This is a genomic window from Streptomyces sp. NPDC091280 (assembly GCF_044768565.1).
Classification (GTDB): Bacteria; Actinomycetota; Actinomycetes; order Streptomycetales; family Streptomycetaceae; genus Streptomyces.
The window spans coordinates 93,484-115,694 of sequence record NZ_JBIVUZ010000014.1 but is presented as its reverse complement, the minus strand read 5'-3'; the positions used below and the strand labels follow the sequence as shown (position 1 = coordinate 115,694).

Below are 22,211 nucleotides of genomic sequence, written 5' to 3'. Positions count from 1 at the left end.
GGGTGTTGAAAACGTGGGCCGGGCGATTAGGGTGGGTGTCTCAGTGATTGGACACCCGAACTGGAGGGCCGGCAGTGAGCACCGAGCTGCGTCGTCTGCGCAATTACATCGACGGTGAGTTCCGGGACGCCGCCGACGGACGGACCACCGAGGTGGTCAATCCCGCGACGGGGGAGGCGTACGCGACCGCTCCGCTGTCCGGGGCGGCCGACGTCGACGCCGCGATGGTGGCCGCCGCCGCCGCGTTCCCGGCCTGGCGGGACGAGACCCCGGCGGCGCGGCAGCGGGCCCTGCTGAAGATCGCGGACGCGTTCGAGGAGCGGGCCGAGGAGCTGATCGCGGCCGAGGTGGAGAACACCGGCAAGCCGATCGGGCTGACCCGCTCCGAGGAAATCCCGCCGATGGTCGACCAGATCCGCTTCTTCGCGGGCGCGGCCCGCATGCTCGAAGGCCGCTCGGCCGGCGAGTACATGGAGGGCATGACCTCCATCGTCCGGCGCGAGCCGGTCGGCGTCTGCGCGCAGGTCGCGCCGTGGAACTACCCGATGATGATGGCCGTGTGGAAGTTCGCGCCGGCGCTGGCCGCGGGCAACACGGTGGTGCTGAAGCCCTCGGACACCACTCCCGCCTCCACCGTCCTGATCGCCGAGATCATCGGCTCGATCGTGCCCAAGGGCGTCTTCAACGTCGTGTGCGGCGACCGCGACACCGGCCGCGCGATGGTCGAGCACCCCACCCCGGCGATGGCCTCCATCACCGGCTCCGTGCGCGCCGGCATGTCCGTCGCCGAGTCCGCGTCCAAGGACCTCAAGCGGGTCCACCTGGAGCTGGGCGGCAAGGCCCCGGTCGTCGTCTTCGAGGACACCGACATCGCCAAGGCCGTCGAGGACATCTCGGTGGCGGGCTTCTTCAACGCGGGCCAGGACTGCACGGCGGCCACCCGCGTGCTCGTCCAGGAGGGCATCCACGACGAGTTCGTGGCCGCGCTCGCCAAGGCCGCGGCCGAGACGAAGACGGGCCAGCCAGACGACGAGGATGTGCTGTACGGGCCGTTGAACAACCCGAACCAGCTCAAGCAGGTCACCGGCTTCATCGAGCGCCTGCCCGCGCACGCGAAGGTGGAGGCGGGCGGCCACCGGGTCGGTGAGGTCGGCTACTTCTACGCCCCGACCGTCGTCTCGGGTCTGCGCCAGGACGACGAGATCATCCAGAACGAGGTCTTCGGACCGGTCATCACCGTCCAGTCCTTCACCGACGAGGCCCAGGCGGTCGAGTGGGCCAACGGCGTCGACTACGCCCTCGCCTCCTCGGTCTGGACGAAGGACCACGCCCGCGCGATGCGCCTGTCCAAGGCCCTCGACTTCGGCTGCGTGTGGATCAACACCCACATCCCGCTGGTCGCCGAGATGCCCCACGGCGGCTTCAAGAAGTCCGGCTACGGCAAGGACCTGTCGGGCTACGGCTTCGAGGACTACACGCGGATCAAGCACGTGATGACGTCGCTGGGCGAGTAGGCGTCGGCAGGGCAGGTCGGCAGGTCGGCAGGGCAAGCAGGCAGGGCAAGTGCGCGGCCCCGGACGGGAGTTGACCGTCCGGGGCCGCGCTGCCGCGCGCGCCGGGTGTGAACGTCCGGTTACCTCACAGCCAACCGATCGACAAGGTGTCGGGTCCGCGGGGAGCCGCTCGACGCAGCGTCCATTGATCGGACACCGGCCGCCGGGTCATGCTGCGCGGGTGCCCAAGACTCCCAAGCCGTACTCGCCCTCCCGCCGCTCCCTGCTGCGCGCGCTCGGCGGTACCGCCGCGCTCGGCGCCCTCGCCGGGTGCGGTGTGCCCGCCGCCTATGTGAAGGCGGGCGATCGTGCCGGTGCCGATCTGTCCACCCAGGACAAGCGGCTGACCTGGGCGAACTGGCCGCTGTACATCGACACCGATGACAACGACGCCACCAAGCGGCCCACGCTGGACGCCTTCGAGAAGAAGACCGGGATCTCCGTCGACTACATCGAGGAGATCAACGACAACGACGAGTTCTTCGGCAAGATCAGCCCGGCCCTCATGAACCACCAGCAGACCGGCCGCGATCTGATCGTCATGAGCGACTGGATGTGCGCGCGGTTCGTCCGCCTCGGCTGGGTCCAGCGCATGGACCGCTCCGCGCAGCCCAACGTGGCGAAGTACCTCGACCCGCAGCTCAGCTCGCCCGCCTTCGACCCGGGCCGCCAGTACACCGTGCCGTGGCAGTCCGGCATCACCGGCATCGCCTACAACCACCGCAGACTCGGCCGCGAGATCCGGCACGTCTCCGACCTGTGGGCGAGCGACCTCAAGGGGCGGGTCACCCTGCTCTCCGGCCTCGACGAGGCGTTCGCGCTGCTGATGCAGGGCAACGGCGTCGACATCACCAAGTGGACGGCCGCGGACTTCCACAAGGTGTGCGACCAGGTCCGGACCCAGATCAGCCGGAACCAGATCCGCCGCTTCACCGGCAACGACTACACCAAGGACCTGGTCAGCGGGGACGTCCTGGCCTGTCAGGCGTACTCCGGCGACGTGATCCAGCTCCAGGCCGACAACCCGGACATCCGCTTCGTCGTCCCCGAGGAGGGCGCCGAACTCTGGGCGGACTCCCTGATGATCCCGGACCTGGCCCGCCACAAGACCAACGCGGAACGTCTGATCGACTACTACTACGACCCCGAGGTCGCCGCCGAACTCGCCGCCTGGGTCAACTACGTGTGCCCCGTCCCCGCCGCGCAGGACGTCCTGGCGGCCTCCAAGGACAAGGACACCGCGGCCCTCGCCGAGAACCCCCTGATCTTCCCGGACGCCACGATGCGCAAGCACCTCGTGATCGCCCGCGACATCACGTCGACGGAGCGGGTCGAGTTCGCGAAGGAGTGGAACAAGATCGTCGGGTTGTGATCCGGGGGGGGGGCTGGTCGTGGGGGCGGGGGACGCGCCGCCGGTGAGACGAGCGAGGACCCTCCCCGCGGGTCCGAAGAGGTTCGGCGGCAGCACGCGTACCCCCGACGCGTGCTGCCGCCTGCTGGGGGACCGTCAGGCGGTCACCGCCCGACGGGCGCGGGAGAGCTTCGGCAGGTCGACCTCCGGTCCTGTGGGCGGGTTTGTCGTGGTGTCCCTTTTGTAGGCGGGGCGCCCGCCCTCCGGCGGCCGTGTTCCAGCCCGCCGTCGCCCGTGCAAGAGCGGTTGCCGCCGCTCCTTGTCTCTGCTAGGTCACGTCCTCCGGGTTTCCGCTGGATGCCTGGTGCGTCCGCCGTGTCCGGAATCGGTCTCGTCGGTGCGGGGGCGGCAGGTCCAAAGTGGAGTGACTTCGGCCGGGCTCAGGTGGGGGCGAACATGACGCATTCGGTCCCGGCCGTGCCCGCGGTCATCGGCTGGACACCCTGGCAGGTGCGGGCCGGCTGGCTCCTGCGCTCCCACCGGCTGTGCCACGCGGATCCGGTGCTGCGGCGGCTGGCGGGCTTCGCCCGCGCGTATCGCGAGGACCGCCGCTATGCCCGGGGTGTCTCTCCCAGCTCCCTGTCACGCTGGGAGAACGGCCTGGTCCCGGTGCCCGCCTCGGCCGTCCGCCGCTACGAGGACGTGCTCGGTCTGAGCGCCTGCCACCTGCTGGCGCCGATCCAGACCATAGCCCGCCACGAAGGAGGCATGACCGCGGCGGCGTTCCTGCGCGCGGACCGCGGCGACAGCCCCTCCGCGAGCTCCGGGCCGCGCATGGAGCACCTGCTCGCCCGGACCCTGGACGGCGGAGTGCTCACCGGCACCGACTGGGACGATCTGACCCGTTGGGCCGCCTACGAGGGCGGACAGGTCTATCCGGGCCGGGTCCGTCACGCGGTCGTACAACGGCTGCTGGAAGAGACCGTGGTGGCGGGCGGAACCGCCTGGATGCTTCGCTTCGAAGCGCTCAACAGGCTGATGGCCGACCCCCTGTGGGGACCGGAGGCGATCGCCGTGTGCGCCGAGGTCGCGCAGCAACCCGACCACGTCGGTCTGATCGAGACGGTGTGCGCGCTGGACGGCAGCCCGCATCCGGATGCCGGCCGGGCCGTGCTGCGTCAGCTCACCGACCCCACGACCGGCGACACCCGCTACGGAGCCCTGCTCGCCGCCGCGCGCAAGACCCGCAAGGGCCACTTCACCGCCGAGCAGACGCGGACGCTGGTCGACGTGGTGCACGGTGTCCTGGCCGGCCCGCGGCTCTCCCAGCCGTCCTCCTTCGCGGAAGCCGCGGCGGTTCTCCTGCACCGCCTGCCGCTGTCCGCCGCTCACCGTGCGCAGCTGACCACTTCGGCCTCCGACCGCGGCTCCGCCGTCAACTCCATCGTGACGCACGGTTCGCTGACCGACCCGGCCACGGCCGCGATCACCGTCTCCCGCGTCCTGGGCCGCCTCGACGACCCGGGCCCCGGACCGGCGGCAACCGTCCTGGGCACGCTGATCGACGACCTCCTCCACCACCCGGTGGCCGACGTCCGGCTCTACGCGGCGATGATGTTGCGCGCCAGCCCCTACGGCCCCCGGATCGCGTCCGCGTTGGCCGCCGACGTGTGCCAGGTCGCGGTCCTGGGCACCGGGGACCGCGCCATCCCGATCCTGCACGCCCTGCGTGTCCTCGGCGGACCCGACCAGCGTGCCGTCGTCGCCGACCTCACTCTGGCGCGGGGCGTTCCCCGGGCGATCGCGCTCGCGGCCGTCCACGCACTGGGACACATCGGGGGCCGCAGCCCGGAGTCCTACTGGCGTGCCGTGTTCCACCAGCACGTCCGCGCCGCGCACGGCACGGCCGACCAGCGTGAGGTTCTCAAGCGACTCGTGTACGCCTTCGCCATGGGAGGCGAACTTGAGCTCCTCACCCGGCTGGTGGCCGAGCCCGAGCCTCGGGGCAGGCCGGCCCGTGACCTGTCGGGCTGGTGGACCAACCTGGACCATCACGTTCGCGACAGCGCCCAGCGGTGAGGCACGTCGCGTAGTCCCACCTGCCGATCCCGGTCACAGGACGCGCCGCCGCCCATCGCCCCTACGCCTCCCCGCCGCCCTCCATGGCCGACGGATTCAGTGACGCCAGCAGCTTGAGCAGCAGCGCGTGCGTCTGCTCCTGCTCGGCCGGTGTCAGGGCCCGGAGCGCCTCCGCGTGGGCCGCGTCCACCGCCTCGGAGGCCTCGGCCGCGAGCCGGACGCCGGCCTCGGTGGCGTGCAGCCGCTGGGTGCGCCGGTCGCCCGGAGTGGTCCGGCGTTCCAGCACGCCCCGCTCGACGAGCCCGTTGACGGCGGTCCCCATGGACTGCGGGGTGATCGCCGCCCGGCGGGCCGCCGTCGCGCTGGAGACCCCCGGATCGAGCACCGCCTGCATCAGGGCCCGGTGCTGGGCGAGGGTCAGCCGCAGCGGGCGCAGGGCGCGCTCCACCCGGGCCGCCATGATCTGGCCGATCTGCCAGGCGACGTAGCCGGTTCGGCGGTCGGGATGCTGCACGGAACGGACCCCACTTTTGGAAGGTGGCTGATTGTGATGTACAAATATTATCAGTTGCCTTCCAATCGAGGACGCCCGATGTCCCAGCAAGTCGCCACCCCGGCCACCGACGCCACCCGACCGTCGCACAGGCACGCCCTGGACGTGGCCCACCCGCCCCCCGGCCCCGGAAACACGCGCGCCGTCCTGCTCCCCGTCGCGGTCGTCCTGCTCATCGGCACCGTCTTCGTCAGCGTCTACCTCGCCGCCTTCCACGCCCCGCACCCGCACCGGCTCCGCGTCGGCACCACGGAGATCGGCACCGCGCAGGCCCACCTGAGCCAGGACCTGGAGCGCGTCGCACCGGGCGGCTTCACCGTCGTGACCTACCCGGACGAGACCGCCGCCCGCGAAGCCGTACAGGACCGGAAGGTCTACGCGGCCTACCTCGGCGACGGCGAACTCCTCTACGGCAGCGCGAACGGCGCCGCCGTCACCGCGACCGTCACCACCGCCTTCGGCTCCGTCGCCCACGCCGAGCACCACGAACTCGCCGTGGCGGACGTGGCCCCGGCCGCGGCGGGCGACACCCGCGGCCTCTCCGTCTTCTACGCCGCCTTCGGCCTGGTCCTAGCGGGCTACCTCTTCGGCATGACGACCTACCAGCTCGCGCCCCGCCTCCAGTACCGCTGGCGGATGGCCAGCCTGGCCCTGTTCGGCACGGTCGGCGGCCTGCTGATCGCGACCATCGCCGGCAGCACCGGCTTCGGCGCGCTGCCCGGCTCCTTCGTACCGCTCGTCACGGTCATCGCGCTGATGGGCGCGGCGGTCGGCGGTACGACCATGGTGCTGCTGCGGCTGTTCGGCTCGGCCGGCGTCAGCCTCGCCTCGATCCTGATGCTGATCCTCGGCAACAGCAGCAGCGGCGGCATCATGCCCGCGGCCTATCTGCCCGGCTGGCTGCGCCCGCTCTCCGAGATCCTGCCGGTCGGTGTCGGCGTCCGCGCGATGCAGGGCCTGTCCCGCTTCCAGGACGACGGCCTCACCCGCGCCCTGGTGATCCTCCCGGTATGGATACTCGGCGCCGCCCTCGTCCTCTACCTGAAGGACGTCTACCGCAGCGGCACACCGACCGCCCGGCCGGCTTGACCCGCCCGGTCCGGGTGACCGGCTTGACCCGCCCGGTCCGCCCGGTCCGCCCGGTCCGCCCGGTCCGCCCGGTCCGCCCGGTCCGCCCGGCCGGCCCGGCCGGCCTGACCGGGTCTGACCGGCTTGACCCGCCTGGTCCGCGTGACCAGCTTGACCCGCCCGACTGGCTTGACCCGCCTGATTGGCTTGACCTGCCCGGATTGGCCTGCCTGGCCAGCCCGCCCGGCCTGACCAGCCTGCCCCCAGACCAGCCGGACCAGCCCGCCCGGCCTGCCTGACCCGCCTGACCAGCCCGCCCGCCCGACCAGCCCAGCCGCCCGCCCGGCCTGACCAGCCTGCCCCCGACCGGCCCGACCGGCCCAACCAGCCCGCTCGACCGTCCGGCCCAACCAGCCCGGCCTGCCTGACCGATCGCCCGGCCTGTCCCGCCCGCCGGGCCTGACCTGCCTGACCAGCCCGCTCGCCCGACCAGCCTGCCCAGCCCGCCCGACCAGCCCAGCCTGACCAGCCCGCCCCCCGGACCGGCCCGACCAGCCCAGCCGCCCGCCCGGCCTGACCCGCCCGTTCCGCCTGACGCGGTCGTAGCCGCCCCCATGAAACGATCGGCCGCCGGACTTTGCCCGCTCTTTACAACCCCTCCTCCCCCCGCCTCGTCTCTCCGCTCGATCCCTGACCCGCCCGCCCCGCCGGTGCACCACCGGCGGTCCCGGCGGGCCGACAGACGAGAGAGAGCGATTCATGCGCCGAACTGTCCTCAGCGCCATGGCACTCGCGTGCGGCGCCGTACTGGCGAGCACCGTGCCCGCCTTCGCCCACGGGGCATCCGCGTCGCCCACCCGCGCCGCCACCGCCGTACCCTCCGCCGAGCCGAGCGCCACCAGGGCGGCGTCCCCGGTCCCCAGCGCCCCCGGCGAGGCGACCCGGACCGCGAGCGCCGAGCCCACCGTCGCGCCGAGCGCCGTCCCGAGCCAGGTCGCCACCGTCCCGCGCGGCGCCCCGGACACCGGTGTCGCCCCGGTGTCGAAGTCGTCGGGTGACCTGTCGACCACCCTGATCGGCGGGGGAGCCGCCGCGGCCGTCGTCGGTGGCGGCGCCTTCGTCGTCGTACGGCGCCGGAGGGCGACCGGGGCATGACCTCGTTCTCCAGGCGCGCCTTCGTCACGGTGTCGGCGGCTGCCCTGCTCACCGGCTGCGGTGGCGGAAACGACACCGCCCCGGCCACGAACTCCGCAGCGAAGCAAGGGAGTTCGGCCCCCGCGGCGCGGACCGGTACCAAAGTGGTGCACGCCCTCGCGCGGTCCGTCCCGGTCACCCTGCGCGTCCCGGCCATCGGGGTCGACACCCCGGTCATGCGGCTGGGGCTGGCCCCGGACGGCACCGTGCAGGTGCCGCCGATCACCGCGCACGACCGGGCGGGCTGGTACCGGTACTCGCCGACCCCCGGCGGCACCGGACCGTCCGTGATCCTCGGGCATGTGACGGTCGGCGCGTACGGGGACGGGGTCTTCCGCCACCTCGCGCGGCTGCGCGCGGGGGACCGGATCGACGTCGTCCTGGAGAACGGCACGACCGCGCTGTTCGCCGTCACCGCCGTACGCACGGTCGCCAAGGCCGAGTTCCCCTCGGACGAGGTGTACGGCAACGTGGACCGCCCCGAACTGCGGCTGATCACCTGCGGCGGAACCCGTACCGGTACGGGCTACCCCGACAACGTGATCGTCTTCGCGGCACTGACCGCCGCGCGCCCCTGACCCGGTCCGGACCCCGGACCGCCGGAACCCCCACCGGCGGTCCGGGGTCTTCCTCCGTGAACCTCACCACCCCCTACGGAGCATGTTGAAACGGTCCCGCGAGAGGGCAGCGTCCGAACTGTTCGCCGCCGTCTACCCGCGCCTCGCCGGCTGGTGCCGCCGGCTCGTCGACGACGACGAGACGGCCCACGAGATCGCCTCCGAGGCCTTCACCCGGCTCTGGGCCCGCTGGACGAAGGTCGCCGAACCCCGCGGCTTCCTCTACGTCACCGCGGCCAACCTGGTCCGGGACCACTGGCGCAAACTGGAGCGCGAACGCCGGGCCGTGCGCCGCGCGACCACCGAGGAGGCCGTACGCCCGCCGACCGAACAGACCGACCCGTCCGTACGGCTGCTCGTGCAGTCGCTGCCCGAACGACTGCGCGTCCCGATCCTCCTGCACTACTACGCCGACATGCCGATCCGGGAGGTGTCCGTGCTGACCGGACGCAAGGAAGGAACCGTCAAGGCCGACCTCCACGCGGCCCGCGAACTGCTCCGAGCCCATCTGAGGAGAAGCCTTGACCACACACTTTGACGAGGAGGACGAGGGGCGGGAGCCCGATCTCGCCCTCGACGACCCCCTCACGGTCATCCTGCGGCCCGCCTCCTCCGAGTACCTGGGCCCGCCCCCCGGCAGCTACGAGTCGATCCGCCGCGGCGCCCACCGCCGCCGTCTGCTCCGCGCCGCGGCCGGTGCCGGCGCGACCTGCGCGGTCCTCGTCCTCGCCGCCCTCCCGTTCCGGCTGGCCCACCACGACACCCCGGTGACCCCCACGGTCCCGCTGGCCCCGCCCCCCGCGAGCAGCGCCCCGGCGAGCGGCACCCCCGCGACGCGGCCCTCCCAGGCCGCCGGCGAGGCCGCCACCGCCGCCCCCACTCCCACCCCCGGCGCCGACCGGAGGCGTGCGAGCGTCTCTCCGACAGAACCGTCCAGAACACCCACGGCCTCGGCCTCGACCGCCCCCGAGGCCCGAACCGTCGCCCCCTCGGCCGTACCGACCCCCACGCGATAGCTCCCGCGCCGGCTCCCGTCCGTCCCCGCACGGCATCCGATCCGGCGCGGCGGCGGCCGTAAAAACTGTTATCGCGGCGGCCTTCACACCGTCTCCCTGTGCGTCCGCAGTCTCCTCACGCACCGGAGCCACCCCCATGGCCACGCAGGCACCCGAGCCGACCGGCACGCCCCAGCCGCCCCACGCCCGCAGCACCGCCAACAAGCACCGTCTCACCCGCCGGGGCCTGTTCACGCTCGGCGGCGGGGTCGCGGCGGCCGGAGTCGTCGGCGGCGGGATCGCCGCGCTCGTGTGCGGGGGCGCGGACGCGGCGCAGCCCGGCGCGGTCCTCGGCACCGCCACCGCCCGGCCGCGGGCCCTGACCCACCCGGGCCTGCTGCACAACGCCGGCGACCTGCACCGCGCCAAGGTCCGGGTCGCCGCACGCGAGGACCCCTGGCTGAAGGGCTGGACGCGACTGCTCGACAACCGCCATTCCGCGAGCACTTGGCGGCCCCGCCCGCAGGCCGTCGTCGTACGCGGCGGCACCGGCCAGAACTACGGCATCCTCTACAACGACATCCACGCCGCCTACCAGAACGCCCTGCGCTGGCGGATCGGCGGCACCGAGGCCAACGGCGCCACGGCCGTCGCCGTCCTCAACGCCTGGTCGGCTACGCTCACTTCGGTCGACGGCAACGCCGACCGCTTCCTGGCCGCCGGCATCTACGGCTACCAGTTCGCCAACGCGGCCGAACTCGTCCGCGACCGCCCGGACTTCGAGCTAGCCCGCTTCAAGAAGATGCTGCGCACCGTGTTCCTGCCCATGAACACCGACTTCCTGACCCACCACAACACCGCCAACATCACCAACTACTGGGCCAATTGGGACCTGTGCAACGTTGCCTCCCTCATGGCCGCCGGCATCCTCTGCGACGACCGCGCCACCTTCGGACGCGCGGTGACCTACATGAAGTCCGGCGCGGGCAACGGCTCGTTCAGGCACGCCATCCCGTTCGTCTACGGCGGCCAGAACCTCGCCCAGTGGCAGGAGAGCGGCCGGGACCAGGGCCACACCACGATGGGCGTCGGCCTCATGGGCGCGATCTGCGAGATGGCCTGGAACCAGGGCGTCGACCTCTACGGCTACCTCGACAACCGCTTCATGCGGGCCGCCGAGTACGTCGCCAAGTACAACCTCGGCGCGGCCGTGCCCTTCACGGCGTACGCCTGGCGCAGCGGACAGGGCACCGGCCGCGCCATGGAACAGCCTGTGATCTCCGACATAGCCCGGGGAACCGTTCGCCCGGTTTGGGAGATTCTGCACAACCACTACGCCCGCCGACGCCGGCTGACCACGCCGTTCATCACCCTCATGGCTGAGAAGGTGCGTGCGGAGGGCGGTGGCGGCGACTACGGGCCCAACAGCGGCGGCTACGACCAACTCGGCTTCGGAACACTGCTGTACAGCAAGTGACACCGCCGTACACGACGTGGCACCGGGGAGGGTGAGGGGCGACATGGACGGACGGCGGTGGCACTCCACCATCGAGGCGGCCCAGGCCGGTGACCGGCGGGCGCTGGACGAACTGGTCGCGGGCTGGCTGCCGTTGGTCTACAACGTGGTCGGCCGCGCCCTCAACGGCCACGCGGACGTCGACGACGTCGTCCAGGAGACGATGCTGCGCGCCGTCGACCACCTCGGCTCCCTCCGCGACCCCGACAGCTTCCGGTCCTGGCTGGTCGCCATCGCCATGCGGCAGATCCGCGACCGGGCCCGCCGCCGCAAGTCCCCCGACCGGCTCCCGGACCGACTCCCCGACGGGCTGCCCGGCGACGCCGCCGACTTCGTCGAACTGACCGTCCTGCGGCTCCAGTTGGAGGGCCAGCGACGCGAGGTCGCGGAGGCGGTCCGCTGGCTCGACGACGAGGACCGCCAACTCCTCTCCCTGTGGTGGCTGGAGGTCGGCGGCGAACTCACCCGCCGCGAACTCGCCTCGGCCGTGGGCATCAGCCGTCAGCACGCGGCGGTCCGCGTCCAGCGCATGAAGGAACGCCTGGAGATCGCCCGGTCCATCGTCCGCGCCCTCGACGGCGCCTGCCCCGAACTCCGCGAGGTCACCGCCCGCTGGGACGGCCGCCAGGACTCGGTCTGGCGCAAACGCCTGGCCCGGCACCTACGGGCCTGCGCCTACTGCGGCGACCCGCGCGAGTCCGTCGTACCGGCCGAACGCCTCCTCGTCGGCATCGCCCTGGTCCCGCTCCCCCTCGGCTTCACCCTCTCACTGGCCTTCGGCGCGAAGACGGCGGCGGCCGCGACGGGGCTGGCGGGGGCGACACTCGCGACCGGGGCCGGTGCCGCCGGTAGTTCTGGAATGGCAAGTGGGGCAAGTGGTGTAGCCGGCGCAGGAGTTGCGGGATCGGCGGGCGGCGTCGGCTCGGTCGGTGGAGCTACTGGTGCCGCTGGAGCCACTGGTGCCGGCGGGGCCACTGGTGCCGGCGGGGCCGCCGGCTGGTCGGGCAAGGTGCTCGGGCTGCTGACAAAGCCCGCCGTCGCCGTGACGGCGGGCGTGACGATCGCCGCCGGTGGTGTCTACGTGGCCACCCACACCCCGGACACCTCACCCCCGAAGGCCCTGACCCCCACGGCGGCCACCGACACCCTCGACCCTCCGTCCGCCAGAGCATCCGCGACCACGGCACCCCCCTCCGCATCGGCGTCCCCCTCCGCCTCTCCCACCCCTTCTCCTTCTTCCTCGAAGACGGCCGGCGGCCCGTACGGTTCGGTCGTCGACGCGGTCGACCGCGCCCCGAACCCCGACACCCCGCCCGCCGCCCTCCCGCACCGCCCGGCCGCCGGTCTCACCAGCACCGGCGGAGCGCACGCCACGATGAACCACCGCGGCGACAACGTGACGCTCAGCGGCCAGGGTTACGTCCTCGTCCGCTGGCAGATCTCCCCGCAGTACCGCTCCGGCGCGCTGGTCCCGCCGAGCTGGACCGCCCTGAAGGGCAAGCTCTTCCACGTGGCCTCGGGCGGCGGTCGCCGGATGGACGACCCGGTGAGCACCACCGACCCCACCGCCACCGGCATGGGCAGCACGGCCACCGGCTACGACGTCCTGCCCACCGGCACCCAGCAGATGTGGCAGAACGAGTACTTCTACGTCGACGGCAGCGTCACCCTCACCGTCAACGAACGCGGCGCCGACTACGGCCTGAACGTCTTCCCCACCACCTGGGACGCCGTGGAACAGGACATCACCACCGGCCCCGCCCAGGGCGCGACCCGCTACGGCCTGACCCGCGACACCGGAGCGGACGACACCCCGGTACCCCAGTACGCCACCCGCACCACCCCGTCCGACCCGGCCACGGTCGCGCAGGCGTCCCGCGTCTGACCGTGCCGGGCGCGCGCCGCCCTCACCCCTTCTTCCTGAGCCCGCACAGGACGCCGACGCGGTTGGTGGTGATCGAGTCGACGCCCAGGTCGAGCAGCCGGCGCATCGAGCGGCGGGTGTCCGGGGTCCAGACCGACACGAGGTAGCCGTCACGGTGGATCCGGGCGACGAGGTCCCGGTCCACCAGCGGGAAGCGGTAGTTGAGCCAGCGCGGCCGTACCGCGTCCAGCACCGCGGGGCGCGGCGGCGCGAGCGAGGTCCAGGTCAGGGCGATCTCGGCGGACGGGTCGGCCGCGCGCACGGCAAGCATCGAGTCGGCGCCCGCGCAGTAGTACGCCCGGTCGGCCGCGCCGTACTCGCGGATCACCTCCACGATCCGGCGCGCGGCCCGCGCGTCGGCGGCGCCGGGCAGGTCGACCATCACCCGGCTGCCCTCGGTCGCGGCCAGCGCCTCCACCAGCGTCGGCACCCCGCCGTCCGTGAGCCCGCGCACCTCGTCCACCGACAGCGACTTCAGCGGCCGGTCCACTTCCCACAGCCGTCGCAGCGTCTCGTCGTGCAGCAGCACGGGCACGCCGTCACGGGTCACTCGTACGTCGAACTCGACGGCGTCCGCGCCCTGTTCGAGCGCGGAACGCAGTGAGTCGACGGTGTTCTCACGGGCACGGTAGGGGTCGCCGCGATGGCCCACGGCGGTCACGTTCTCCATGGGCTCATTGTGCTGGTCGGCGGGGGAGCGCCGGGCGTCAGGGCGCGAGCCACGCCGAGGTGTAGGTGTCGATCTCCTCGGTGATGCGGGACTTGCCGGCCGCGTCCAGGAAGGAGGCGGCCACGGCGTTCTTCGCGAGCTCGGCGACACCGCGTTCGTCGAGGTCGAGGAGGCGGGCGGCGACCGCGTACTCGTTGTTCAGGTCGGTGCCGAACATCGGCGGGTCGTCGGAGTTGACCGTGACGAGGACCCCGGCCCGCACGAACTCCCTGATCGGGTGCTCGTCGAGGGTGCGGACCGCGCGGGTGGCGATGTTGGAGGTCGGGCAGACCTCCAGCGCGATGCCGTGTTCGGCGAGGTGCGCGAGCAGCCTGGGGTCCTGGGCGGAACTGGTCCCGTGTCCGATGCGCTCGGCGCGCAGGTCGTTGAGCGCGTCCCACACCGTCTCGGGTCCGGTGGTCTCACCGGCGTGCGGCACCGAGTGCAGACCGGCCGCGACGGCCCGGTCGAAGTACGGCTTGAACTGCGGCCGGGGCACCCCGATCTCCGGCCCGCCGAGCCCGAACGACACCAGCCCCTCCGGCCGCAGCCGGTCGTCGGTCGCCAGCCGCACGGTCTCCTCGGCCGCCTCCAGCCCCGCCTCACCGGGAATGTCGAAGCACCACCGCAGTACGGTCCCGAACTCGGCCTCGGCCGCCTTGCGGGCGTCCTCGATCGCGTCCATGAAGGCCCGCTCGTCGATCCCGCGCCTGGTCGAGGAGAACGGCGTGATGGTCAGCTCGGCGTACCGCACCTGCTGGCGGGCCATGTCCCGGGCGACCTCGTAGGTCAGCAGCCGGACGTCCTCGGGGGTGCGGATGAGGTCGACCACGGACAGGTACACGTCGATGAAGTGCGCGAAGTCCGTGAAGCTGAAGTAGTCGACGAGGGCCTCGGGGTCGGTGGGCACCGTGGAGTCGGCGTGCCGGGCGGCCAGCTCGGAGACGATCCGCGGGGAGGCGGAACCGACGTGATGGACATGCAGTTCGGCCTTCGGCAGCCCGGCGATGAAGGCGTGCAACTCGCGGGCCTGAGGGTCGGCGGACACGGCGCTGTGGTCGGACAAGGTTCCTCCCGGAACGGCGCCCCGGGGAGTGCCCTGCGGGACGCGGGTGATCGGCTGATCGATGACTCGGGATCATCGTAGGCGGGGGTGGGCGGGGACGGGGTGGGGGAGCGGTGGGTGCCCCCTGTGTGCCCCCGCGTGTCCCGCCGTGTCGGGGCGACGCTCTAGCATGGTCGGCCTGACGACGATCGACCGACGCGGACGGGGACGGGACGGGCCATGGGGGACCAGACACAGCCGGACGCCGGCGCGGGACCGAACGACGACCCGTGGGCGCCCCCGGAGAACAAGCCGTCCCTGGAGAAGCGCGCCCAGCCGCCCGCCCCCGGGCCGCAGCCTCAGCCCCCGCAGTCCCCGCCGCCTCCGTCGTCCCTGCACTACCAGCCCACGATGACCGCCCTCCCGTCCGACGGCTTCGCCCCGCCCGCTTCCGGCGCACCCGCCTCCACCCCACCCGTCTCCGGCGCCCCCGGCTACGGCCCGCCCGGTACGCCGCCCGGCCTCCCCGCCTACGGCGCCCCTGGCTACGGCCCGCCCAACGCCCCCGCCGGACCTGCCGCGCCGGGCCCTCCGGGTGCGCCCGGCGGCTACGGCTACCCGGGCTACCCCGGCTACCCGCAGGGCTACGGCTGGCCCGGTATGCCGATGGCCCCGCGGAACAACCTGGGCACCGTGGCCCTGGTGCTGGGCATCCTGTCCTGCTGCCTCTTCTGCATCTACGGTGTCGTCTCCCTGGTCCTCGGTGTCATCGCCGTCGTGCTCGGCGTCAAGGGCAAGCGGCGGGCGGACCGGGGCGAGGCCACGAACCGGGGCCAGGCCCAGGCGGGCATGATCACGGGCATCGTCGGCATCATCCTGGGCCTCGCCGTGATCGCCCTGCTGGTCATCAGCTTCGTGGCCTACGAGCGCGAGAGCGACCGCCGGGACTCCGACTCGACCCCGTCCTACAACTCGGCCCCCAGCGTGTCGGCACCGGTCCTGACCCGGGGCTGACCAGGACCGGCCGGGTCTGACGACGACGGACGAACCGCGCCCGCCCCCATCGGTTCCCCTACCCGAGCCGCCCCCGCGCCTCCATCAACGCGAACCCCAGCAGATTCGGCCCCCGCCACCGCTCCGGATCCTGCGCCGCCGGATCGTCCGCGGCCAGCCCGATGCCCCACACCCGGTCCACCGGGCTCGCCTCCACGAGCACGCGCTCGCCCGTGCCCAGCAGAAAGCTCCGGAGGTCGGCGTCCGCCGTGAACTTGTGGACGCTCCCCTCGACGACGATCCCGAACCGCTCCCTCGCCCAGGTCCCCTCGTCGAAGCCCCGCACCAGGCGCCCCGCCTTCTTCGCCTGGGAGGGGTGACCGGCGGCCAGCACGCGCGCGAGCGCCGCCTCGTCGCCGAACAGCCGGGCCTTGCCCGCCATCATCCAGTGCTCGGCGGTCGCGTACGCCGTCCCGTCCACCGTGAACGGGGACAGCCACCACTGACTCAGACAGCTCGCGCCCACACGGCCGTCCGGGCGGGGTCCGTGGCCCCAGAAGTGCAGATACTTGACCCTGGTACCGGCGCGCACTTCCCTGATCAGGGCTTCCTGCGAATCGATCTTTCGCGCGGCACCCGCCGCGAGCTTCCCCGTGATCCCGTCCATACACGCGAGTCTTGCAGGCACCACTGACACTCCGTCCCCCCTTTTCCATACGGACTCGACACCTGGTCGAAGGATTCCGTCGCGTAACCAAAAGGCAACAACGGAATCACTTGTTGGAGTCCCTTTGCTCTGTCAGGATCGGCATTCAAATCGAGCTGGAGCTACGCCACCCGCCAGCGGACGAAGCGGGGCGAAGGCGGAGGAGAGCGACATGCACAACCCGGGCAACGACATCCCGGAACGATTTCCCGCCCAGGAGTACTTCGCGGACGGCGCGCAGTTCATCGCGGGCCGCCTGACCAAGGGCACCTCGGGTCGTACCCACGCGGTCGTCGACCCCGCCACCGGCGAGGACGTGTACACGTACGAGCTGGCCGGTCCGGCCGACGTGGACGCGGCCGTGGCCGCCGCCCGCGCCGCGTTCCCGCGCTGGTCGGGCGCCACCCCCGGCGAGCGCTCCGACGCGCTGCACCGCTTCGCCGCCGTGCTCGCCGAGCGCGCCGACGATTTCGCCCGCGCCGAGTCCCTCCAGTGCGGCAAGCCGCTGAAGCTGACCCGCGAGTTCGACGTCCCCGGGACCATCGACAACACGGCCTTCTTCGCCGGTGCCGCACGGCACCTCCAGGGGCAGTCCGCCGCCGAGTACTCGGGCGACCACACGTCGTACGTACGCCGTGAGCCCATCGGTGTCGTCGGCTCCATCGCGCCCTGGAACTATCCGCTCCAGATGGCCGCCTGGAAGATCCTCCCGGCGATCGCCGCGGGCAACACGATCGTCCTCAAGCCCGCCGAGCTGACCCCGCTGACCTCGCTGATGTTCGCCCAGGCCGCCACCGAGGCGGGCATCCCGGACGGTGTCATCAACATCGTCACCGGCACCGGGAAGGAGGCCGGTGAGCATCTCGTCGGCCATCCCGACGTGGCCATGACGTCCTTCACCGGGTCCACCGCCGTGGGCAAGCGCGTCGCCGAGATCGCGACCGCCACCGTCAAGCGCATCCACCTGGAGCTGGGCGGCAAGGCCCCCTTCGTGGTCTTCGACGACGCCGACCTCGAAGCCGCCGTCAACGGAGCCGTCGCCGGTTCGCTCATCAACACCGGGCAGGACTGCACGGCCGCCACGCGCGCGTACGTGCAGAGGCCCCTCTACGAGGCGTTCGTCCAGCGGACCGCCGCCCTCATGGAGTCCGTCCGGGTGGGCGATCCCTTCGCCCCGGGCACCGACCTCGGGCCGCTGATCTCGCACGTGCAGCGCGACCGGGTCGCCGCCTTCGTCGACCGGGCGCGCGGCTACGCGCGCGTGGTGACCGGCGGCGAGGCTCCTCAGGGAGATCTCAAGAACGGCGCGTACTATCGCCCCACCCTGGTCGCGGACGCCGCCCAGGACAGCGAGATCGTGCAGTCGGAGCTGTTCGGCCCGGTACTCGTGGTCCTGCCCTTCGACACCGACGACGAGGGCATCGCGCTCGCCAACGACACCCCGTACGGACTCGCCGCCTCCGCCTGGAGCCGGGACGTCTACCGGGCCAACCGCGCGACCCGCGAGATCAAGGCGGGCTGCGTGTGGATCAACGACCACATCCCGATCATCAGCGAGATGCCCCACGGCGGCTACAAGGCGTCCGGCTTCGGCAAGGACATGTCCGCCTACTCGTTCGAGGAGTACACCCAGGTCAAGCACGTCATGTTCGACAACACCGCGGTCGCCGCGAAGGACTGGCACCGCACGATCTTCGGGGACCGATAGCAGAACTTGACGGCCGCCACAGCCGCGGCCGTCTCCTCCCGAAAGGGCAGCACGCGCATGAAGCAGTACGAGCCCGACCGCCTGACCCCGGCCGAAGTGGCCGCCGTGCGGCGCAGCTTCCGCAAGAGCAGGTCCGCGTGGACCCGCCGTTCGGTGCTGCGCGCCTCCGCGGGCGGAGCGCTCGCGGTCGGCGGACTCGGGGCCCTGAGCGGCTGCGGGATCCCCGCGGCAGGTAAGACACAGGGCGGTGTGTCCGCCGACGACCACTCGGCCACGGAGAAGGAGATCGACTTCTCCAACTGGCCCGAGTACATCGACACGGACGACAGCGGCAAGCACCGGCCCACGCTGGACGCGTTCACCAAACGGACCGGCATCAAGGTCAAGTACACCGAGGACATCAACGACAACGACGAGTTCTTCGGCAAGATCCAGCCGCAGCTCGCCGCCGGCCAGTCCACCGGCCGCGACCTGATCGTCCTCACCGACTGGCTGGCCGCCCGCATGATCCGGCTGGGCTACGTCCAGAAGCTGGACGCGTCCAATCTGCCGCACGCCTACGCCAACCTGTCGGACCAGTTCCGCAGCCCCGACTGGGACCCGGGCCGGGCGTACTCGTACGTGTGGCAGGGCATCTCGACCGTCATCGCCTACAACAAGAAGGCGCTCGACGGTGTCGAGGTGAAGTCGATCTCCGACCTGCTCGACAACCCGAAGCTCAAGGGCCGGGTCGGCTTCCTCACCGAGATGCGCGACAGCGTCGGCATGACCATGCTCGACATGGGCAAGGACCCGGCGAAGTTCACCACCGACGACTACGACGCGGTCATCGCCCGGCTCCAGAAGGCCGTCGACAAGGGCCAGATCCGCCGCTTCACCGGCAACGACTACACGTCCGACCTCACCAAGGGCGACTTCGCGGCCTGTGTCGCCTGGGGCGGCGACATCGTCCAGCTCCAGTCCGACAACCCGGACGTCGGTTACGTCATCCCCGAGGCCGGCTACATGACGTCGACCGACAACATGCTGATCCCCAACAAGGCGCGTCACAAGACGAACGCCGAGCGGCTCATCGACTACTACTACGAGCCCGAGCCGGCCGCCGAACTCGCCGCCTACGTCAACTACGTCAGCCCGGTCGGCGACGTGAAGCCGTATCTCGCGAAGATCGACAAGTCGGCGGCGGACAACCCGCTGATCCTTCCCGACAAGGCCATGGCGGCCAAGTCCCACGCCTTCCGCTCCCTGAGTTCGAAGGAAGAGACGGCCTACCAGCAGAAGTTCGCAAAGCTCACAGGGGCGTGACGACGATGAACACCAAGGACAACAGCGGCGACGTCCGCCTCTCCGGCATCAGCAAGACCTACGACAACGGCTTCACCGCCGTCCAGCCGCTCGACCTGACCGTGCCCCAGGGCTCCTTCTTCGCCCTGCTCGGCGCCTCCGGCTGCGGCAAGACCACCACCCTGCGCATGATCGCCGGACTGGAGGAGCCCTCCTCGGGGACCGTCCACCTCGGCGACCAGGAAGTCACCAGCCTCCCGCCCTACAAGCGGCCGGTGAACACCGTCTTCCAGTCCTACGCCCTCTTCCCGCACCTCGACATCTTCGAGAACGTCGCCTTCGGTCTGCGACGGCGCGGCATCAAGTCGGTGAAGCAGCAGGTCGTCGACATGCTCGACCTCGTGCAGCTCGGCGAGCAGGCGCGCAAGAAGCCGCACCAGCTCTCCGGCGGCCAGCAGCAGCGCGTCGCGGTGGCCCGCGCGCTGATCAACCACCCCAAGGTGCTCCTCCTCGACGAGCCCCTCGGCGCCCTCGACCTCAAGCTCCGCCGCCAGATGCAGCTGGAGCTCAAGCGCATCCAGACCGAGGTCGGCATCACCTTCGTGCATGTCACGCACGACCAGGAGGAGGCCATGACCATGGCCGACACGGTCGCCGTGATGAACGCGGGCCGCGTCGAGCAGCTCGGCTCGCCCACCGACCTCTACGAGAACCCGCAGACCACGTTCGTCGCCAACTTCCTCGGCACCTCCAACCTCATCGAGGCCGAGGTCGACTCCAAGTCCGGCGACGACATCGTCCTCAAGGCGGGCGGCGGCAAGCTCGTCCTGCCCGAGGCGCGATGTTCGGCGCCCACGACGACCGGCGGCAAGGTCCTGGTCGGCGTACGGCCCGAGAAGATCACCCTCACGCACGCCGACGACGCGGGCGAGATCCCGGCCGGCCGCAACCGCATCACCGGCCGGATCGCCGACTCCAGCTTCATCGGCGTCTCCACCCAGTACGTCATCGACAGCCCGGTCTGCCCCGAGTTCGAGGTCTACGCCCAGAACGTCGACCGCGACGCCCGGCTGCGGCCCGGCGCCGACGTCGTCCTGCACTGGAACCCGGCCCACACCTTCGGCCTCGACGCGGCGCAGGACATCGACGCGGGCGTCGACACCGAGGAGGAGGCCGCCTGATGGCCGCTGTCACCGAGGCGCCGCCGCTCGCGCCGGCGCCCGAGGAGAAGGCGCCGCGCAAGCGGCGGGGCCGCTGGACGCCGTACTGGCTGCTGCTGCCCGGCATTCTCTGGCTGATCGTCTTCTTCGCGCTGCCGATGATCTACCAGGGCTCCACGTCGATCCAGACGGGCTCCCTGGAGGACGGTTACAAGGTCACCTGGCACTTCGCGACCTACTGGGACGCGGTGTCCGAGTACTGGCCGCAGTTCCTGCGCTCGGGCCTGTACGCCGCCGCCGCGACGATCCTGTGCCTGCTGCTCGGCTATCCGCTCGCGTACCTCATCGCCTTCCGCGCGGGACGCTGGCGCAACCTGATCATGATCCTGGTGATCGCGCCGTTCTTCACCAGCTTCCTGATCCGCACGCTGGCCTGGAAGACGATCCTCGCGGACAGCGGCCCGGTGGTCGGCGCCCTCAACACGCTGCACGTCCTCGATGTCACCAACTGGCTCGGCTGGACGTCGGGGGACCGGGTCCTGGCCACGCCGCTCGCGGTCGTCTGCGGGCTGACGTACAACTTCCTGCCGTTCATGGTGCTTCCGCTCTACACCTCGCTGGAGCGCATCGACGGACGGCTGCACGAAGCGGCGGGCGACCTGTACGCCAAGCCCTTCACCACCTTCCGCAAGGTCACCTTCCCGCTGTCGATGCCCGGCGTCGTCTCCGGCACCCTGCTGACCTTCATCCCGGCGGCCGGTGACTACGTCAACGCCGAACTCCTCGGCTCCACCGACACCCGCATGATCGGCAACGTCATCCAGACGCAGTTCCTGCGCATTCTCGACTACCCGACGGCGGCGGCACTCTCCTTCGTCCTCATGGCCGCCATTCTCGCCATGGTGACCATCTACATTCGCAAGTCCGGGACGGAGGATCTGGTCTAAATGGCAGTCGTACGCTGGCTCAAGCGCCATTTCGTGGTCATCGCGGGCCTGTTGACCCTCGGTTATCTCCTGCTCCCGAACGTCATCGTCACGGTGTTCTCCTTCAACAAGCCGAAGGGGCGCTTCAATTACGAGTGGCAGCAGTTCTCGCTGGACGCCTGGAAGCAGCCGTGCGGTGTCGCCGACATGTGCGGCTCGCTCTCCATCAGCCTCCAGATCGCCGTCTGGGCGACCATCGGCGCCACCGTCCTCGGCACGATGATCGCCTTCGCGCTGGTCCGCTACCGCTTCCGCGCCCGCGGTGCCGTCAACTCGCTGATCTTCCTGCCGATGGCGATGCCCGAGGTCGTCATGGCGGCCTCGCTGCTCACCCTGTTCCTCAACATGGGCGCCCAACTGGGCTTCTACACCATCCTGATCGCCCACATCATGTTCTGCCTCAGCTTCGTCGTCACCGCCGTCAAGGCTCGTGTGATGTCGATGGACCCGCGCCTGGAACAGGCCGCCCAGGACCTCTACGCCGGCCCGGCGCAGACCTTCCTGCGCGTCACCCTGCCCATCGCGGCCCCCGGAATCGCGGCGGGCGCGCTGCTCTCCTTCGCGCTCTCCTTCGACGATTTCATCATCACCAATTTCAACGCGGGTTCGACCGTCACCTTCCCCATGTTCGTCTGGGGCTCGGCACAGCGCGGGACACCCGTTCAGATCAATGTCATCGGTACGGCCATGTTCCTCGTCGCCGTATTGTTGGTGCTCGTTTCCATGGCGATCACCAACCGCCGCAACAAGGTGAAGGCATAACCGCTAGC

The 22,211-nt window shown here is 71.4% G+C and carries 19 protein-coding genes and 1 pseudogene; 16 read left to right on the top strand and 4 right to left on the bottom strand.

The genetic code is table 11. The features are described 5' to 3' along the window. The first annotated feature begins 74 nt into the window (after window positions 1-74). From ACIQPR_RS36815 to ACIQPR_RS36805, 3 genes are all read left to right on the top strand, one after another. The gene (locus ACIQPR_RS36815) at window positions 75-1,514 is read left to right on the top strand and encodes a gamma-aminobutyraldehyde dehydrogenase (RefSeq protein ID WP_403657604.1); all 1,440 of its coding nucleotides are present in this window, start codon (window positions 75-77) and stop codon (window positions 1,512-1,514) included. 220 nt (window positions 1,515-1,734) lie between these two features. Next, complete coding sequence (locus ACIQPR_RS36810) at window positions 1,735-2,925, top strand: extracellular solute-binding protein (protein ID WP_403657601.1); 1,191 nt, start codon at window positions 1,735-1,737, stop codon at window positions 2,923-2,925. Between the two features lie 435 nt (window positions 2,926-3,360). Further along, on the top strand, window positions 3,361-4,983 hold the full coding sequence (locus ACIQPR_RS36805) for a helix-turn-helix domain-containing protein (protein WP_403657598.1): 1,623 nt from the start codon (window positions 3,361-3,363) through the stop codon (window positions 4,981-4,983). 61 nt (window positions 4,984-5,044) lie between these two features. On the opposite strand, the gene ACIQPR_RS36800 is transcribed toward ACIQPR_RS36805, so the two are convergent. Then, the gene (locus ACIQPR_RS36800; RefSeq protein WP_403657596.1) at window positions 5,045-5,497 is read right to left on the bottom strand and encodes a MarR family winged helix-turn-helix transcriptional regulator; all 453 of its coding nucleotides are present in this window, start codon (window positions 5,495-5,497) and stop codon (window positions 5,045-5,047) included. A gap of 78 nt (window positions 5,498-5,575) precedes the next feature. On the opposite strand from ACIQPR_RS36800, the gene ACIQPR_RS36795 reads away from it, so the two are divergent. The 7 genes from ACIQPR_RS36795 to ACIQPR_RS36765 all read left to right on the top strand — a co-directional run bounded on the left by ACIQPR_RS36795 (window position 5,576) and on the right by ACIQPR_RS36765 (window position 12,811). Then, on the top strand, window positions 5,576-6,625 hold the full coding sequence (locus tag ACIQPR_RS36795) for an ABC transporter permease (RefSeq protein ID WP_403657593.1): 1,050 nt from the start codon (window positions 5,576-5,578) through the stop codon (window positions 6,623-6,625). Window positions 6,626-7,363: 738 nt separating this feature from the next. Next, the gene (locus tag ACIQPR_RS36790; protein WP_403657590.1) at window positions 7,364-7,759 is read left to right on the top strand and encodes a sortase-dependent protein; all 396 of its coding nucleotides are present in this window, start codon (window positions 7,364-7,366) and stop codon (window positions 7,757-7,759) included. Then, a complete protein-coding gene (locus tag ACIQPR_RS36785) occupies window positions 7,756-8,376 on the top strand; it encodes a class F sortase (RefSeq protein ID WP_403657586.1) in 621 nt (206 codons plus the stop codon). Before ACIQPR_RS36790 ends, ACIQPR_RS36785 begins: the two co-directional genes overlap by 4 nt. Before the next feature lie 85 nt (window positions 8,377-8,461). Beyond that, window positions 8,462-8,953, top strand: a complete 492-nt coding sequence (locus tag ACIQPR_RS36780) for an RNA polymerase sigma factor (RefSeq protein WP_403658159.1) — start codon at window positions 8,462-8,464, stop codon at window positions 8,951-8,953. Then, on the top strand, window positions 8,937-9,431 hold the full coding sequence (locus tag ACIQPR_RS36775) for a hypothetical protein (protein ID WP_403657583.1): 495 nt from the start codon (window positions 8,937-8,939) through the stop codon (window positions 9,429-9,431). The genes ACIQPR_RS36780 and ACIQPR_RS36775 overlap by 17 nt, the downstream gene beginning before the upstream one ends. A 136-nt stretch (window positions 9,432-9,567) precedes the next feature. Further along, window positions 9,568-10,887 carry an alginate lyase family protein gene (locus tag ACIQPR_RS36770; protein WP_403657580.1) on the top strand — a complete coding sequence of 440 codons (1,320 nt, stop codon included), beginning with the start codon at window positions 9,568-9,570 and terminating at the stop codon, window positions 10,885-10,887. 43 nt (window positions 10,888-10,930) lie between these two features. Further along, complete coding sequence (locus ACIQPR_RS36765; protein ID WP_403657577.1) at window positions 10,931-12,811, top strand: RNA polymerase sigma factor; 1,881 nt, start codon at window positions 10,931-10,933, stop codon at window positions 12,809-12,811. A 22-nt stretch (window positions 12,812-12,833) separates the two neighbouring features. Here ACIQPR_RS36765 and ACIQPR_RS36760 read toward each other — a convergent pair whose 3' ends face one another. Beyond that, on the bottom strand, window positions 12,834-13,520 hold the full coding sequence (locus ACIQPR_RS36760; protein ID WP_403657574.1) for a glycerophosphodiester phosphodiesterase: 687 nt from the start codon (window positions 13,518-13,520) through the stop codon (window positions 12,834-12,836). A 37-nt stretch (window positions 13,521-13,557) separates the two neighbouring features. Then, window positions 13,558-14,711, bottom strand: a pseudogene (locus tag ACIQPR_RS36755) (adenosine deaminase); the annotation flags it as partial. A gap of 133 nt (window positions 14,712-14,844) precedes the next feature. Here ACIQPR_RS36755 and ACIQPR_RS36750 point away from each other — a divergent pair. Continuing rightward, entirely contained in the window at window positions 14,845-15,618 is a 774-nt protein-coding gene (locus ACIQPR_RS36750) for a DUF4190 domain-containing protein (protein ID WP_403657571.1), read from the top strand. A gap of 58 nt (window positions 15,619-15,676) precedes the next feature. Here ACIQPR_RS36750 and ACIQPR_RS36745 read toward each other — a convergent pair whose 3' ends face one another. Continuing rightward, a complete protein-coding gene (locus ACIQPR_RS36745; RefSeq protein WP_403657568.1) occupies window positions 15,677-16,264 on the bottom strand; it encodes an NADAR family protein in 588 nt (195 codons plus the stop codon). 211 nt (window positions 16,265-16,475) lie between these two features. Between ACIQPR_RS36745 and ACIQPR_RS36740 the strand changes: the two genes are divergently transcribed. The 5 genes from ACIQPR_RS36740 to ACIQPR_RS36720 are packed head-to-tail and all read left to right on the top strand — an operon-like array spanning window position 16,476 to window position 22,203. Continuing rightward, window positions 16,476-18,011 carry a gamma-aminobutyraldehyde dehydrogenase gene (locus tag ACIQPR_RS36740; protein WP_403657565.1) on the top strand — a complete coding sequence of 512 codons (1,536 nt, stop codon included), beginning with the start codon at window positions 16,476-16,478 and terminating at the stop codon, window positions 18,009-18,011. A 57-nt stretch (window positions 18,012-18,068) separates the two neighbouring features. After that, entirely contained in the window at window positions 18,069-19,316 is a 1,248-nt protein-coding gene (locus ACIQPR_RS36735; protein ID WP_403657562.1) for a PotD/PotF family extracellular solute-binding protein, read from the top strand. Between the two features lie 5 nt (window positions 19,317-19,321). After that, the gene (locus ACIQPR_RS36730) at window positions 19,322-20,476 is read left to right on the top strand and encodes an ABC transporter ATP-binding protein (RefSeq protein WP_403658156.1); all 1,155 of its coding nucleotides are present in this window, start codon (window positions 19,322-19,324) and stop codon (window positions 20,474-20,476) included. After that, the gene (locus ACIQPR_RS36725) at window positions 20,476-21,402 is read left to right on the top strand and encodes an ABC transporter permease (RefSeq protein ID WP_403657559.1); all 927 of its coding nucleotides are present in this window, start codon (window positions 20,476-20,478) and stop codon (window positions 21,400-21,402) included. Before ACIQPR_RS36730 ends, ACIQPR_RS36725 begins: the two co-directional genes overlap by 1 nt. Further along, window positions 21,403-22,203 (top strand): ABC transporter permease, encoded by an 801-nt coding sequence (locus ACIQPR_RS36720; protein WP_403657556.1) that lies wholly within the window; start codon window positions 21,403-21,405, stop codon window positions 22,201-22,203. It abuts the gene before it with no gap. Window positions 22,204-22,211: the final 8 nt, after the last annotated feature.